Source organism: Haemophilus parainfluenzae (genome assembly GCF_003252795.1).
Classification (GTDB): Bacteria; Pseudomonadota; Gammaproteobacteria; order Enterobacterales; family Pasteurellaceae; genus Haemophilus_D; species Haemophilus_D parainfluenzae_K.
On the sequence record NZ_QEPQ01000003.1, the window covers coordinates 372,162 to 387,086 of the forward strand.

Here is a 14,925-nt window from a genome sequence, read left to right on the forward strand (position 1 = left end):
AAACATATTTATGTTTTTTAATAAAAACAAGGAGATGGTAGATGAGTATCTATGCTTTAAAACCCAAATTTCAGAATTTACTTCGGCCTTTAGTTAGGCAATTAGCGGCAAAAGGCGTAACAGCAAATCAAGTTACGCTAATTGCCTGCTTACTTTCTATTTTACTCGGTGTGGTTCTCGCACTATTTCCGACATTTTCTTCTCTTTTCTTCCTTATCCCTATTTGGTTGTTTTTGCGTATGGCGTTGAATGCCATTGATGGCATGCTCGCACGTGAATTTAATCAAAAAAGTCGATTAGGGGGGTATCTTAATGAAATTACTGATGTCGTCTCTGATGCAGCACTTTACCTTCCTTTTGCTTTTGTCGCGCCTTTTGATGGTATTCAAATCTCAAGTATTATTTGGCTTGCCGCGTTGAGTGAGTTATGTGGCATTTTAGGGCAAGTTCAAGGCAAAACGCGTCGTTATGATGGCCCAATGGGTAAAAGTGATCGTGCATTCGTATTTGGTGTGCTCGGTTTACTCTATGCGGTGAATGGTAGTTTGCATTCACTTTTCTGGTGGGTAGCTAATATCGTCATTATCTTGCTCATTGTGACTTGTATTAAGCGAGTAAAAAATGGTTTAGCCGAAGTGACGGAATAATAGGAGCAAATATGTTTGCGAGATTAATCGATTTTTTATTGTGTCGCTTTGCTTCTTTTATTACAGGCGTTCGACCACAACCTGCAATTGCAGAACAATCTTCAGAAGGGCATCGTGTCTATTTTGCCAATCATAATAGTCATGGGGATTTTATCTTACTTTGGATTTCATTGCCTTATGAAGTGAGAAAGCAAACCCGCCCTGTTGCAGGCAAAGATTATTGGACGAAAGGCGCAATTCGTCGCTTTTTAGCCTATAAAGTGTTCAATATGTTACTGATTGAACGTAATAGCCAAGATCCAAAAGCTGCCATACGACAAATGAGTGAAGCATTAGTCAATGACTCCCTGATTATTTTTCCTGAAGGAACTCGTAAGATGGATGATGATTTCCCACTTCAACCATTTAAAAGCGGATTGTTTTATTTAGCCAAAGAAAATCCTGATTGTGAGTTTGTGCCCGTTTGGATTAGTAATATGAATAATGTTTTACCAAAAGGCTTTATTTTACCGATCCCATTGTTATGTGATCTTTATGTGGGCGAGCCATTAAAGATTGGGGCAGATGAAACTAAAGAGGTGTTTCTGACACGTGCTCAATTGGCATTATTAAGTTTAAACGTCAGTGAAAAAGGCAAATCTTAGGAGCAAATGATGACAGAAATATGGCAACTCTTCGGTGGTTTATTTATCGCCTTAATTTTTGCTTCCTCAGTGGGATATATTTTAAAACGCAGATCGGGTGTGGATACACCGAATAGCGTTATTGATAACCTGAATGCACGCATCAATGCTTGGTGGGTGATGATTGGGATTATCTTTATTGCGAGTTTATTGGGCTTTTATGGCGTGATTGGGCTATTTTTGATTATTTCATTTATGGGATTGCGTGAGTTTCTTTCTCTATTGAATATTCGGCGAGGCGATCATCTTGCGCTAGCCGCTTGTTTTTATGTGATCTTACCATTGCAATATTTTTTAGTCGCCATTGATTGGTTTAGCATGTTCACAATTTTCATTCCAGTATATGGCTTCTTATTTTTACCTATTCTGTCGGCATTACTCGGCGATCCGGCGCATTTCTTAGATCGTTCAACGAAAATTCAGTGGGCATTGATGATTAGTGTATTCTGTATTTCACATATTCCCGCTTTATTGACCCTTGATATCTCTGGTTATGAAGGAAAAAATCTTTTATTAATGATCTTCTTAATCTTGGTAGTACAGTCAAGTGATGTGTTGCAATACGTTTGGGGTAAACTTTTTGGTAAGCATAAAATTGCACCAACCTTATCGCCATCTAAAACAGTAGAAGGTTTTGTTGGTGGGGTATTAAGCGCAAGTTTATTAGGGATGTTGCTTCATTGGCTGACACCATTTAATGCATGGCAAGCCTTTTTAATGAGTTTGTTAATTTGCTTAATGGGATTCTTAGGGGGGCTCGTGATGTCAGCAATGAAACGCAGTATGGGTGTGAAAGACTGGGGGAATATGATAAGTGGCCATGGTGGTATTTTAGACCGTATGGATTCGCTTTGTTTCTCCGCACCAATTTTCTTCCATGTGGTGCGTTATTTCTGGGCATAGTTATAAATCATGAAATAAAAAAGAGCGGTTAATTAACCGCTCTTTTTTATTATTGACGATAAGTCTCTAAGAATCGTGCCAATTTGCCAATGGCTTCTTCTAATTGACCGGTATAAGGAAGTGTCACCACACGGAAGTGATCCGGTGAATGCCAGTTAAAGCCTTTACCGTGCACGAGAAGCACTTTCTCTTTACGTAATAAATCGAGCACAAATTTTTCATCACTATGAATGTTGAATTTTTGGATATCGAGTTTCGGGAACATATACATTGCCCCCATTGGTTTTACGCAACTAATACCCGGGATTTGAGTAATTAAATCATAGGCTTTATTGCGTTGTTCCAGTAAACGACCACCCGGTTGAACAAATTCATTAATACTTTGATAGCCACCTAATGCAGTTTGAATGGCATGCTGCATTGGCACATTTGCACATAAACGCATAGACGCCAGCATATCTAAACCTTCAATATAGCCTTTAGCATGTTGTTTTGGCCCATTTAAAATCATCCAACCTTGACGGAAACCCGCAACACGATACGCTTTTGATAAGCCATTGAATGTAATGGTTAATACATCTGGTGCAAGGGCAGCAATATGATGGTGGACAGCACCATCGTAGAGAATTTTGTCATAAATCTCGTCTGCAAAAATAATCAGATTATTTTCACGTGCAACTTGGATAATTTCTTCAAGTAACTCTTTGCTATAAACTGCACCCGTTGGGTTGTTCGGGTTGATCACGACGATAGCTTTAGTTTTGGCATTTACTTTTGCGCGAATATCATCAATAGCTGGGAACCAACCAGCCTCTTCATCACATAAATAATGTACTGCATTTCCGCCCGCTAACGTCACAGCCGCTGTCCATAATGGATAGTCTGGCATTGGAACTAATACTTCATCACCATCATTGAGAAGAGCTTGCATGGACATGGTAATCAATTCAGACACACCATTCCCGATGTACACATCGTTTACTGTCGCATCATGAATACCTTTAGATTGATAGTATTGCACGATAGCCTTACGTGCCGAATATAACCCTTTGGAATCGCAATAACCTTGTGCAGATGGTAGGTTGCGGATAACATCAACTAAAATTTCATCAGGCGCTTCAAAACCAAATGGGGCAGGGTTGCCGATATTAAGTTTTAAGATTTTGTTGCCTTCTTCTTCTAGACGTAAAGCTTCTTTGTGAACCGGTCCACGAATATCGTAGCAAACGTGTTCTAATTTGTCTGATTTCGGAAAAGATCTCATTAGTAACATCCTATGATAATTAGATTTTCATTCAAAAATTACGTCTAATTTACGCTTAAATTCTTATCTTGAAAAGATTTAATAAAAAAATTTTTTGAATGTATTAAAGTGCGGTAGAATATGGGCTAATTTTTTGTGTGTTTTATTATTTTTCATGGGCCCTTTAGAACAAGCTAAATCTGAGCTAATTCGCCAGTTTGAAACCTTGGCGACAACTGATCAGCAACCCGCTATTGCACGTCTTCAGACGAAGATGAAATTGGGTGTTGATCTTTTGGCATGGATGAAAGGGCAACTTGTTTATCCACAATTTTATTTACGTTTTCGTGATAAAGCTAAAACCGTCGCAGCGGTGGGGAAAGTGCGGTCATTTTCAGATGTGGATTTGGCACAGCAATTTATCCAAGAACACGATTTCCCTTTAGTCGGTGGTTTACAGTTTCAAGGTGAAAGCCAGTTTATTTTGCCTCAAGTTTTAATTGAACAACAACATGGAGAGACTGAGATTTCAGTTTTTGTTGAAACAAATGAGCTTAATCTGGCAAAAGCGGTATTGAATTCATTTGAAAAAACGACCGCACTTTTACCACTTAATCAATTAACCATCGAAAGCATGGTGCCAAAAGCAAACCAAGAAACGTGGTGTGACTGGGTCAATCAAGCACTCGCTCGCATTCGACAAGGTGAATTAACCAAGCTTGTGTTAGCAAATGAAACCGTGTTTGGTCTTCAGAGTAAGTTAAACGGAAAAGATTTTCTTGCCGCAAGCCAAGCAAAAAATAGTGGTTGTTACCATTTTTTATGGGCAGATAATGCTGAACACTGTTTTGTAGGTTCGACGCCTGAACGTTTATTTGCGCGAGATGATCGTCAGTTATTTACGGAAGCGCTTGCGGGGACTGCGCCTGTTAGTGATAATCCGAGTGAGAATGATGAACGTGCGAATTGGTTATTAAATGATGAAAAAAACCTCAATGAAAACTGGTTGGTGGTTGAAGATATTTCACAAAATATCAGTCACTTAGTGGAACAAATTACCGTTGATGATGTCGCATTAAAGTCATTACGCAAAGTGCAGCATTTGATTCGAAAAATGCAAGCAAAATTGACCGCACTTTGTACGGATGCCGATTTACTGAAGGCGATTCATCCAACGGCAGCAGTATCAGGTTTACCACAGCAACAAGCAAAGAAAGCTTTGGCTGAAATAGAAACCTTTGATCGTCGTTGGTATGCTGGAACATTAGGTGTGATGAGTCAACATCTCTCAGAATTTTGTGTCACCATTCGTTCGGCTTTTATTGAAGAAAACCAAGTACGTGTATTTGCTGGCGCGGGGATTGTGGAAGGCTCACAACCTGTAGAGGAGTGGTTAGAAATTGAACGTAAAGCGGCAGGGCTGATTTCCCTGTTTGCAGAGAATAACGGAGAATAAGAAGAATGTCTGTAAGCGTATTTAATCGTTGTTGGTCAAAGGTGATCTTAGAAACCTTGGTTCGCCAAGGCGTGAGTCACTTTTGTATTGCGCCAGGTTCACGCTCAACACCTTTAACGCTAGAAGCTGTGCGTTTACAAAATGCTTCTCGTGCAACGTGCCATAGCCACTTTGATGAACGTGGTTTAGGTTTTTTTGCGTTGGGGATTGCAAAATCTACACAAGCACCAGTTGCAGTGATTGTCACCTCGGGCACCGCAGCAGCAAATTTATATCCAGCAATTATCGAAGCTCGTCAAACAGGCGTGAATTTAATCATTCTTACCGCTGATCGTCCACCTGAATTATGGGAATGTGGGGCGAATCAAGCTATCGTGCAACAAAATATGTTTGCAGATTACCCTGTGGCAAGTGTCAATCTACCGAAACCTCAGGCAGATTATGCAGCAAAATGGTTAATTTCTACGTTAGAACAAGCTTGCTATAAACAAAAACAACAACCAGGTGTGGTACATATCAATGTGCCTTTTGCAGAGCCACTTTATAATGCCCAAGAGCAAGAAATTGACGGTCACCCATGGTTAATGCCAATTCAACGTTGGTTAAGTCAGCCTAAAAATTGGGTTGATCATCAACCATTACAGCAAGAAGTGTTAATGCACGAGAATTGGGATACTTGGCGTACGAAACGTGGTGTGATTGTGGCAGGACAATTAACGCCTGAACAAGCAATGGGTATTAACTCATGGGCAAATACCATGGGATGGATTTTGCTTACGGATATTCAATCAGGTGTAGAACCTCTCATGCCTTATGCGGATATTTGGCTAGCAAACCAAACTGTGAAGCAAAAATTACTTCAAGCTGATATCGTGATTCAATTTGGCTCTCGTTTTATCAGTAAACGGATTAACCAATTCTTAGCGGAATTCCAAGGCGAATTTTGGGTGGTGGAGCAAAGTCAAAATGCAGTTGATCCAAACCACCATACGCAAACTCGCTTTAACGCCAAAGCTCATCATTGGTTGCGTGCACACCCGCCATTGCGTCAAAAGCCTTGGTTGCTCGAACCTCTGGCACTTTCAAAATTCTGTGCAACCTTTATCGAACAACAAGTCGGTGGCAATCTTAATGAAGCCTCATTAGCACATCATATTGAGCGTGTTTTACCTTACAACGGTATTTTGTTCTTAGGAAACAGTCTTTTTGTACGCTTGGTTGATGCATTAACCAAATTACCTGAAGGGTATCCAATTTTCACTAACCGTGGTGCAAGCGGAATTGATGGCTTATTAGCAACGGCTGCAGGTATTGGTATCGGTGCCGATCAACCTGTGGTGGCCATGATTGGTGATACGTCCACGCTTTATGATTTAAACTCTTTAGCCTTATTTAAGAATGTCACTCAACCGACTATTATTTTTGTGATTAACAATAATGGTGGCGCAATCTTTGATATGTTGCCAGTGGAGGAAGAGGTGAAAGAGCAGTTCTATCGCTTGCCACATAATGGTGATTTCTCTCAAGTCGCGGCAATGTTTGGCTTAAAATATGCCTTGCCTTACACCTGGGCAGATTTAAGCTCCGTGTTAAAACAAGCTTATACTCGCCGCCGTGCGACATTAATTGAAATTAAAACAAACCCAAGTGATGGTAGCGCAACCTATAAGCGCTTGATTGAACAAATCAGCCACGCGGTGATTGGTGAATAATTTTTTCCCCTCTTATATAGAGGGGATTTCTTTATATGGCATTATTATGATGAATCTTGTTTTTCTTCATGGCTTATTAGGTACGAAATCAGATTGGCAAAAAGTCATCGAAAATCTACCGCACTTTCGTTGTTTCTCTCTCGATTTACCGTTTCATGGTGAGAATAAAGCTGTTGCCGTTGAAGATTTTGAGCAAACCGCTCAGTGCCTTGAAGAACAAATTCAACATCTCATAAAAAATGAGCCTTATATCTTAATCGGTTATTCACTTGGTGGACGAATCGCACAATATTATGCACTGCAAGCGAAAGTGAAAATAGGGCATTTAAAGGCAGTCATTTTAGAAGGGGCGAATTTAGGTTTACAATCTGAACAAGAAAAACAAAGCCGTCTAGTCAATGACAACATGTGGGCTGAGCGTTTTTTTCATGAAAAGCCTGAAACCGTGCTCGAAGATTGGTATCAACAACCTGTTTTTTCTCATTTAAATGAACAGCAACGTAAGGCATTAATTGAAAAGCGAAAAGCCAATAGTGGGGCAAATATTGGTCATATGTTATTAGCCACTAGTCTTGCTAAACAGCCTGATTTTCGCGAGAAAGTGCGGTCAAGTTTGCTGCCATTTTTTTATTTTTGTGGTGAACGAGATCAGAAGTTTCGCCAGATGGCAGAGGATAATCAACTCAATTTAACGCTTATTCCTGACGCAGGCCATAATGCACATCTAGAAAACCCGACATATTTTGCTGAAAAAATCGAAAATATCGTATTAAAAATTGCTCAACCTTAAGGGAAATGCTAGGATTTAGCCCTTTCGTTTTATTTGAACTCTTAAGGAAGCAAAATGTCCTCACAACTTCGTAATGATCCACTTAAGGTTGCTTTAGCATCTATGGTGGGTACCGCAATTGAATTCTTCGATTATTATATCTATGCCGCTGCGGCAGTATTAGTTTTTAACACGCAATTCTTCCATAGTGGCGATCCGCTTTCAGATGATTTGCTTTCTCTTTCAACACTAGCCTTAGCGTTCTTTGCTCGTCCAATTGGCTCAGCTTTATTTGGGCACTTTGGTGATAAGATTGGTCGTAAGAAAACCTTGGTCGCCTCTTTGGTTTTAATGGGCGGATCTACTGTCGTTATCGGTTTATTGCCGACTTATTCTCAAATTGGTATTTGGGCACCGATTTTGTTATGTATTTGCCGAGTCGGTCAGGGTATTGGTCTTGGTGGTGAATGGGGCGGAGCTGCTTTAGTGGCAACAGAAAATGCACCAGAAGGAAAACGTGCTTGGTATGGTACATTCCCTCAATTAGGTGCACCAATTGGTTTATTTGTTGCTAATGCGACCTTCTTCTTAGTGAGCTATTTCTGGGGGCAACAAGCCCTTGTTGAGTGGGCATGGCGTATCCCGTTTGTTTCTTCTTTAGCCTTAGTTTTAGTTGGGTTGTATGTTCGTTTAACTTTACATGAGAGCCATGTTTTCGTTGAAGCGGAAGTAAAAGGGAAAAAATTAAAAGCACCGGTGAGTGTGGTTTTCACTAAACACTTTAAACCAATGGTGATTGGTACATTTATCATGGTGGCAACCTATTCCTTGTTCTATATTATGACCGCCTTTGCTCAAGCGTATTCTCGTACACCGGCAACCCTTTCAGAAGCGGGCTATCCTATGGGGTTAGGCATTCCTGCCAATACCTTCACGGGATTACTTTTAATGAGTGCGATCGTTTTTGCGATTTTTATTAGTATTTCAGGTCTTTATGCAGATAAAATCGGTCGTCGTAAATGGTTGATTTGGACAACGGTCAGCATTTTAATTTTTGCATTATGTATGCCATTATTCCTTGGAAATGGTACACCGGCTTCTGTATTTGCTTTCTTAGTAATTGGTATGGCATTAATGGGCATGACATTTGGCCCAATGGCGGCGTTATTACCTGAATTATTCCCAACGGAAGTACGTTATTCTGGCGCCTCTTTAGCCTACAATATTGCATCCATTATCGGGGCAACCATTGCGGCAATGATTTCATTAAAAATCAATGCACTTTATGGCTTAATGGGTGTAGGGATTTATTTAGCCATTAATGCATTCTTAACCTTGTTAGCATTATTAGCCTCAAAAGAAACGAAAAACGTCGATTTAACGCAAATTTAGTGACAAATTGATAATGAAAAAGCTGATGCGAATAACATCAGCTTTTTTATTTATTGAAAGGAAGTAATAAAAAAGAGCGTATTGCTACGCTCTCAGTCTATAAAAGTGCGGTTAAAAAACAGCGTGTTTTTAACATCAGGTGTGAAAGAGTTAATCTTCACCCCATACTTCTTTGGCGATTTCTTCAACGTAACGGACTTTTGCCCATTGCTGTGCTTCCGTCATGATATTCCCTTCTTCTGTTGATGCAAAACCACATTGTGGGCTTAAGCAAAGTTGCTCAAGTGGAACATATTTAGTCGCTTCTTCAATGCGAGCTTTAATAGCCGCTTTATCTTCTAATTCAGGGAATTTTGAACTGATTAAGCCTAATACCACGCGGCCTTTGTGTGGGTTATTGGCAAAGTGTTTTAATGGCTCAAACCCACCAGAACGTTCGTCATCATATTCAAGGAAATAGCCATCGTATTGGGTTTGACCGAATAACGCATCCGCAATAGGATCATATGCGCCAGTTAATAAATAGGTTGAACGGAAATTGCCACGACAAACATGCGTTGTGATAACCATATCTGCTGGTTTAGCGGCTAATACAACTTGAATATTTTCAAGGGCTTGCGCTTTATCTGCTTCAAATTCTGGTTTTAAGTGATTATTACAGAGTGAACCCCAATACACATCATCAAATTGTAAATAACGGCAACCCGCATCGTAGAAAGCTTTGATCGCATCTTTATAAGCTTGTTGAACATCTTTGGCAAATTCTGCACGCGTCGCATAAACTCCTGTATCCCATTGAATTGGATACATTAATTGATTCGGACTTGGAATGGTATATTTTACGATGCCACGATCCCCAACAATGTCTTTTAATTTTTTGAAATGTTCGATAAATGGATGGTTTGGATTCCAAGATACTTTACCGCAGCAGCGAGTATTGTAAGGTTTGGTTTCCACACCATTAAATTTATAACCATGTTCAGGGTGATAACCTTCGATGCCATTTAAGTTTTCTAAGAAATCAATATGCCAAAATGCACGGCGATATTCTCCATCCGTGATGACTTGAATACCTGCATCTAACTGAGCTTGTACTAATTTTGCAATTTCTTGATCTTCAACTTCTGTTAATTGTTCACGCGAAAGTTCACCTGCTGCAAATTTTGCACGGGCTTCTTTTAAAGGTTGAGAACGCAAGTATGAGCCCACAGTATCAGCGTGAAAGGGAAGTGTTTTTGATGTCATGTTTATATCCTTCTTTTCATTTTAGTATGATGATTTTAACGTAAGGATATTTCATGATCAAAGTAATGATTTTTCCATTCATGATGAAAATAATTAATGCAGAGAAAGATTAGCTTTCAGCAATCCCCATTGCACAAACGGCAGCAGAACTCCATGCCCATTGAAAATTATAGCCACCTAACCAACCAACGACATCGAGCACTTCACCGATAAAATAGAGACCTTTAATCTTTGTGGCTTCCATGGTTTTAGATGAAATCTCATGGGTATCAACACCGCCCATTGTGACTTCAGCTGTGCGGTAGCCCTCAGTGCCATTAGGAATGAATTGCCAATTGTGGATTAAATTCTCTAGATTTTCTAACCGTACTTTACTTAAATTTGCAATCACTTCATCTTGAATCAAGCCTTGTTCTAACCAAAGTTCGACTAATTTCTTCGGCAATAAGCGACTTAATACGGTTTTTAGCTGCAATTTTGGCGAAGATTGACGCATTTCATCCAGGTGATGACGAATATTGTTATAAGGCAATAAATCCAAATGAATGCTTTCACCCGGTTGCCAATAATTGGAGATCTGTAAAATAGCAGGACCAGATAAACCGCGATGGGTGAATAGCATTTGATGAGTAAAGGTTTTGTTTTGATTTGTAGCCGCCACATCTAATGAAACACCAGAGATAGCTGCATAGAATTTTTCACTTTCTCGCCACGTGAATGGCACAAGACTTGCTCGCGGAGGAATCACATTTAATCCAAATTGTTCTGCAATTTGATAGCCAAAAGGCGAAGCGCCTAAGCCAGGCATGGAGAGCCCACCTGTGGCGATAATTAAATTCTGGCATTGCCATTCAACCGCATTTACCTTTAATTTGAACCGCACTTTAGGATTGTTTTCAACGACTTCAACATCACTGACTTCGCTACGTAATTGAATGCTAACACCATATTTGTTACATTCCGTTCCGAGCATCTTCACGATATCTTCTGCGCCGTTATCACAAAATAACTGACCTAATTCTTTTTCGTGGTAAGGAATGCCGTATTCAGCGACTAAAGCAATAAAATCCCATTGTGTATAACGTTTTAGGGCAGATTTGACGAAATGCTTGTTTTGACTGATATAACGGTCTGGACTGATTTCCATATTGGTGAAATTACAGAATCCGCCACCAGACATTAAAATTTTTCTGCCAATTTTCTTACCGTTATCAAAAATAGTGGCTGGTTTTCCCAGTTTACCTAACTGTGCGGCACAAAATAAGCCGGCAGCACCGGCTCCAATGATGATATTTTCTGAATAATGAGACATAGCTTATTGTGAGGTTTGTCCTTTTTCAAAATAGTCTATCATTTTGATTCGTTGGATGACAGTTCGGCGATCTACGGCAGCATTACCTGAATCTAATAATTGTTGCCAATAAGCTTTGGCTTTTTCAGCTTCATGATTTTTAAAAGCTTCGGTCGCCAATAAGGTCATTACCGATATTTCATGTTTATCTTGTTTTAACGCTTCATCCATTATTTGCTGGATTTGTGGTGTGATGTTTTGACCGGCTTGATAATAAAGTGCGGTCGCTTTTAAGCCTAAAATAGCCGGGGTTGTGCCTGAAATTTTTTCTGCATTGCTATAGGCGATGAGCGCATGATCAAATTCATCATTTTGCATATAGGCGTCACCTAGCTGAGCCCAAAGCTCAGGGTTATTCACATCTTCTCGAATTTTATTTTGAATTTTGAGCACCATATCTTCTTTTTGATGCACCATTGATGTATCTGCTTTTTTATTGGCAAGCTCAACCATCTCTTTTTCGCCTTGTTGAACGCGCTCAAAACGATCAAGGGAGAAGTAATAACTTAAAGGAAGAATCAATAAGATTGCAAAGACCCAAATGGCGGATTTGGTTTCAAATTTGACCGCACTTTTTTCTTTTTTAGGCGCTGTATGAGGTTGATTTCCAAGTGGTTTAGGGGCGTCTTCTGATTTTTTAGTGGAAAACAAAATCAACGCAAAAGCACCAATTAATAGCAAAATAGGCAATAGCCAGAGTAGTGCGGTATTCCATTGGAAAGGTGGCTTATAGTTCACGAAATTACCAAAACGTGCAGTCATCGTATCAATAATTTGTTGGTTCGTTTTTCCTTCATCCACCATTTTATAGACTTCAATACGTAAGTCATAAGCAATCGGTGAATTGGACTCAACTAAATTCTGATTCTGACATTGTGGGCAGCGTAAGGATTTTGCCAGTTCAACAGCACGAGTACGATCGGCTTGGTTTTTAAACGCATAAGTATCCACCATTTCTGCGTGAGCAAAAAGGGCGAAAGTCAGTAGAAGTGCGGTCAGAAATCGGGTTAATTTTTTCATTTTACTTTTTAGTTAATTCATCAAGTTTTGGTTTGATCTCATTGAGCCACGTTTCTCTATCCATATAGCCAGAATGACGATAACGGATCATGCCGTGTTCATCGACAATATAGGTCTCAGGTGCACCATCTACGCCTAATTGCATTGCAAATTCACCACGACTATCGTCAATAGTGAGTATAAATGGATTGCCCATGCGTTCTAGCATCGCAATGCCATTTTGAGGTTTGTCACGATAGTCGATTCCAACAATGGGCACTTCTTTTGAAATTTCCATCAAAAGAGGGTGTTCCTGTTGGCAATAGCCACACCAACTTCCCCATACATTAAGCAGGAAAGGTTTCTTTGGGAAATCTCTTGGGCTGACGATTTGACTCGGTTCAAGTAGATTTGCTTGATAGAATTCCGGCACTGGCTTATTAATGAGTGCAGAGGCAATTTGTTTTGGATCTTTGTGTAAGCCAACAAAAAGCAGTAAGCAAACGCTCAATAATAAAATCAGTGGTAAAAACAAAATAAACTTTTTATTCATCGCGTTTTCTCTTCAAATTGATGGCAGAACATAATGCGCCAAGTGCCATTAAAATGCCTCCGAGCCATAACCAGCGAATAAGTGGTTTGTAATGTAAGCGGAACGTGAATTCACCTTTGCCCAAGTTATCACCCATCACAATATATAAATCGCCCCAAAAGCCTGCATCTAAGCCCACTTCACTCATGGTCATGGTGCGAACATCATAATAACGGCGCTCCGGTACAATTTCAGCATAAGGTTTACCTTGTTTTGACACGTTAAAGAAAGCGACTTCGGCGGTAAAGTTAGGTCCGATTTCATTGGAAAAACGATCGTAGTGGAATTCAAATTGACCTAATTGTTGGCTTTGTTGTGGCGCAAGTCTAACACCTAACTCACTGCCAAAGTAACTACTCATCACGGCGCCCATTGTGGCAATCGCCACGCCACAGTGGGCGAGAATCATCCCGAAATAGGCAAGTCTTACTTTTACCCAATTTTGCCATAAGGTGACGAATAATACCCAAATAGCAAGGGTGAGTAATACATAAGCGAAGAAATGGAAACGTAATGCGCCATCATTTTGCAGCGCATTCCAAATCATGCCATAAGCCATCACTGCAGCGGGAATAAGTAATAACAGACGTTTGAGAAAGCGTTTTTTGTCTGATTTAAACCAGTTTAAGCAAAGTGTAGCCGCCATCGCAAAAAGCACTAAAGTGAGTAATGGCAAGAAAATGCTATTAAAGTAAGGCGCCCCCACAGAAATACTTCCCCAATTCATGGCCTGGAATAGCATTGGATAGAAAGTGCCTAAGAATGTGCTGACAGTTGCCACGGTCAATACGATATTTAAGCCTAAAATTGCCCCTGTTTTAGAAATAAGCGGAAATTTGACCGCTCTTTCATTGGTATTTGTGCGTAGGGCAAATAAGCTCAGCGAACCAACAGTTAGTAAGAAGAAAATGAGTAATAACACATAACCACGGGAGCTATCTAAAGCAAAGGCGTGAACGGAGGTTAATGCACCTGAACGAACAATAAAGGTACCTAATACACTGAATGCAAAAGCGAGTAGGGAAAAGAGTGTTGTCCAATAGCTAAACATGCCTTGTTTTTCCGTCACCATCAAGCTGTGTAGCAGTGCGAGTCCCAATAACCATGGCATAAGTGAGGCGTTTTCTACTGGGTCCCAGAACCACCAGCCACCCCAGCCTAATTCGTAATATGCCCACCAGGCACCGAGTACGATCCCTAAGGTTAAGAATAACCAAGAAACGAGCACCCAAGATCGCATAGCACGTGCGATAGCTTGTGTAGAACGATTAAAGATTAAGGCTGAAATAGACATGGAAAAGTTAACGGCAAAGCCCACATAACCCACATATAACAGTGGTGGATGGAAAATTAAGCCAATATCTTGCAGCATTGGATTGAGATCTCGTCCTTCCGAAGGGGCAGGAAACGCACGTCCAAATGGATTGGAGTAGAACAAAATAAAAATAGCAAACCCAAGACAAATTAAGCCAAGTAAAGAAAGGGTTTGTGCAGAAAAAGTGCGGTCATTTTTGCGAGAGAAAAAGGCAAAAGCCACCAACCAAAGACTTAATGTGAAAAGCCAAAATAAAATAGAGCCTTCATGTCCGCCCCAAGTGGCGGCGACTTTAAAGAATGTTGGTAATTGGGAATTAGAATGTGCTGCCACGTATTCCAATGTGAAATCATCGGTTGCAAAAGAGTAGGCAAGAATACCGATTGAAACGCTCGTAAAAATACCGAAGCAATAACTTAATCCCCAAGCCGTGTTGGTGAGAGAGGGTTTATTTCGCCAAATACCAATTTGCGGCACGATAGAAAGTAAGAGCGCCGCGGTGGTAGCAAAGAGTAATGAGAGAAATCCGAGTTCGGGAAGCATAGTATTCTTCAGTATTAAAGGTTGTATTTTACAAAATAAGGTTGATTTTAAGCATGAAAAAACATACGTAAAATT

The 14,925-nt window shown here is 40.1% G+C and carries 13 protein-coding genes; 7 read left to right on the forward strand and 6 right to left on the reverse strand.

Going from position 1 to position 14,925, the window contains the following annotated elements; translation table 11 throughout:
• Nucleotides 1-41: 41 nt before the first annotated feature.
• Genes DPV81_RS06745 through DPV81_RS06755 form a run of 3 tightly spaced genes read left to right on the forward strand, consistent with a single transcriptional unit; the run spans nucleotide 42 to nucleotide 2,233 of the window.
• Nucleotides 42-647 carry a CDP-alcohol phosphatidyltransferase family protein gene (locus DPV81_RS06745; RefSeq protein ID WP_049367105.1) on the forward strand — a complete coding sequence of 202 codons (606 nt, stop codon included), beginning with the start codon at nucleotides 42-44 and terminating at the stop codon, nucleotides 645-647.
• An 11-nt stretch (nucleotides 648-658) separates the two neighbouring features.
• Nucleotides 659-1,291 carry a lysophospholipid acyltransferase family protein gene (locus tag DPV81_RS06750; protein ID WP_111387442.1) on the forward strand — a complete coding sequence of 211 codons (633 nt, stop codon included), beginning with the start codon at nucleotides 659-661 and terminating at the stop codon, nucleotides 1,289-1,291.
• Nucleotides 1,292-1,300: 9 nt separating this feature from the next.
• The gene (locus DPV81_RS06755; protein WP_178161010.1) at nucleotides 1,301-2,233 is read left to right on the forward strand and encodes a phosphatidate cytidylyltransferase; all 933 of its coding nucleotides are present in this window, start codon (nucleotides 1,301-1,303) and stop codon (nucleotides 2,231-2,233) included.
• Nucleotides 2,234-2,282: 49 nt separating this feature from the next.
• Here the strand turns inward: DPV81_RS06755 and DPV81_RS06760 are convergent, their stop codons facing one another.
• A complete protein-coding gene (locus tag DPV81_RS06760) occupies nucleotides 2,283-3,497 on the reverse strand; it encodes a pyridoxal phosphate-dependent aminotransferase (RefSeq protein ID WP_049372855.1) in 1,215 nt (404 codons plus the stop codon).
• Nucleotides 3,498-3,651: 154 nt separating this feature from the next.
• Between DPV81_RS06760 and DPV81_RS06765 the strand changes: the two genes are divergently transcribed.
• The 4 genes from DPV81_RS06765 to DPV81_RS06780 are packed head-to-tail and all read left to right on the forward strand — an operon-like array spanning nucleotide 3,652 to nucleotide 8,805.
• Complete coding sequence (locus DPV81_RS06765) at nucleotides 3,652-4,932, forward strand: isochorismate synthase (RefSeq protein WP_111387444.1); 1,281 nt, start codon at nucleotides 3,652-3,654, stop codon at nucleotides 4,930-4,932.
• 5 nt (nucleotides 4,933-4,937) lie between these two features.
• Nucleotides 4,938-6,644, forward strand: a complete 1,707-nt coding sequence (menD, locus tag DPV81_RS06770; protein WP_111387446.1) for a 2-succinyl-5-enolpyruvyl-6-hydroxy-3-cyclohexene-1-carboxylic-acid synthase — start codon at nucleotides 4,938-4,940, stop codon at nucleotides 6,642-6,644.
• Nucleotides 6,645-6,690: 46 nt separating this feature from the next.
• Nucleotides 6,691-7,434 carry a 2-succinyl-6-hydroxy-2,4-cyclohexadiene-1-carboxylate synthase gene (gene menH / locus DPV81_RS06775; protein WP_111387448.1) on the forward strand — a complete coding sequence of 248 codons (744 nt, stop codon included), beginning with the start codon at nucleotides 6,691-6,693 and terminating at the stop codon, nucleotides 7,432-7,434.
• Between the two features lie 54 nt (nucleotides 7,435-7,488).
• A complete protein-coding gene (locus DPV81_RS06780; protein WP_111387450.1) occupies nucleotides 7,489-8,805 on the forward strand; it encodes an MFS transporter in 1,317 nt (438 codons plus the stop codon).
• Nucleotides 8,806-8,955: 150 nt separating this feature from the next.
• On the opposite strand, the gene DPV81_RS06785 is transcribed toward DPV81_RS06780, so the two are convergent.
• The 5 genes from DPV81_RS06785 to nrfE all read right to left on the reverse strand — a co-directional run bounded on the left by DPV81_RS06785 (nucleotide 8,956) and on the right by nrfE (nucleotide 14,850).
• A complete protein-coding gene (locus tag DPV81_RS06785; RefSeq protein ID WP_111387452.1) occupies nucleotides 8,956-10,050 on the reverse strand; it encodes a 5-methyltetrahydropteroyltriglutamate--homocysteine S-methyltransferase in 1,095 nt (364 codons plus the stop codon).
• Nucleotides 10,051-10,159: 109 nt separating this feature from the next.
• Entirely contained in the window at nucleotides 10,160-11,362 is a 1,203-nt protein-coding gene (locus DPV81_RS06790; protein ID WP_111387454.1) for a BaiN/RdsA family NAD(P)/FAD-dependent oxidoreductase, read from the reverse strand.
• A gap of 3 nt (nucleotides 11,363-11,365) precedes the next feature.
• On the reverse strand, nucleotides 11,366-12,421 hold the full coding sequence (nrfF, locus tag DPV81_RS06795) for a heme lyase NrfEFG subunit NrfF (protein ID WP_111387456.1): 1,056 nt from the start codon (nucleotides 12,419-12,421) through the stop codon (nucleotides 11,366-11,368).
• A 1-nt stretch (nucleotide 12,422) separates the two neighbouring features.
• Entirely contained in the window at nucleotides 12,423-12,953 is a 531-nt protein-coding gene (locus tag DPV81_RS06800) for a DsbE family thiol:disulfide interchange protein (RefSeq protein ID WP_111387458.1), read from the reverse strand.
• Nucleotides 12,946-14,850, reverse strand: a complete 1,905-nt coding sequence (gene nrfE / locus DPV81_RS06805) for a heme lyase NrfEFG subunit NrfE (protein WP_111387460.1) — start codon at nucleotides 14,848-14,850, stop codon at nucleotides 12,946-12,948. The genes DPV81_RS06800 and nrfE overlap by 8 nt, the downstream gene beginning before the upstream one ends.
• Nucleotides 14,851-14,925: the final 75 nt, after the last annotated feature.

Excerpts from the sequence above, each read along its gene's own strand:
- DPV81_RS06780 (WP_111387450.1), top strand. The coding sequence starts at position 7,489 with ATGTCCTCACAACTTCGTAATGATCCACTTAAGGTTGCTTTAGCATCT.
- DPV81_RS06760 (WP_049372855.1), bottom strand. The coding sequence starts at position 3,497 with ATGAGATCTTTTCCGAAATCAGACAAATTAGAACACGTTTGCTACGAT.
- nrfF (WP_111387456.1), bottom strand. The coding sequence starts at position 12,421 with ATGAAAAAATTAACCCGATTTCTGACCGCACTTCTACTGACTTTCGCC.
- DPV81_RS06800 (WP_111387458.1), bottom strand. The coding sequence starts at position 12,953 with ATGAATAAAAAGTTTATTTTGTTTTTACCACTGATTTTATTATTGAGC.
- DPV81_RS06755 (WP_178161010.1), top strand. The coding sequence starts at position 1,301 with ATGACAGAAATATGGCAACTCTTCGGTGGTTTATTTATCGCCTTAATT.
- DPV81_RS06790 (WP_111387454.1), bottom strand. The coding sequence starts at position 11,362 with ATGTCTCATTATTCAGAAAATATCATCATTGGAGCCGGTGCTGCCGGC.
- menD (WP_111387446.1), top strand. The coding sequence starts at position 4,938 with ATGTCTGTAAGCGTATTTAATCGTTGTTGGTCAAAGGTGATCTTAGAA.
- nrfE (WP_111387460.1), bottom strand. The coding sequence starts at position 14,850 with ATGCTTCCCGAACTCGGATTTCTCTCATTACTCTTTGCTACCACCGCG.
- DPV81_RS06750 (WP_111387442.1), top strand. The coding sequence starts at position 659 with ATGTTTGCGAGATTAATCGATTTTTTATTGTGTCGCTTTGCTTCTTTT.
- DPV81_RS06785 (WP_111387452.1), bottom strand. The coding sequence starts at position 10,050 with ATGACATCAAAAACACTTCCCTTTCACGCTGATACTGTGGGCTCATAC.
- DPV81_RS06765 (WP_111387444.1), top strand. The coding sequence starts at position 3,652 with ATGGGCCCTTTAGAACAAGCTAAATCTGAGCTAATTCGCCAGTTTGAA.
- DPV81_RS06745 (WP_049367105.1), top strand. The coding sequence starts at position 42 with ATGAGTATCTATGCTTTAAAACCCAAATTTCAGAATTTACTTCGGCCT.
- menH (WP_111387448.1), top strand. The coding sequence starts at position 6,691 with ATGATGAATCTTGTTTTTCTTCATGGCTTATTAGGTACGAAATCAGAT.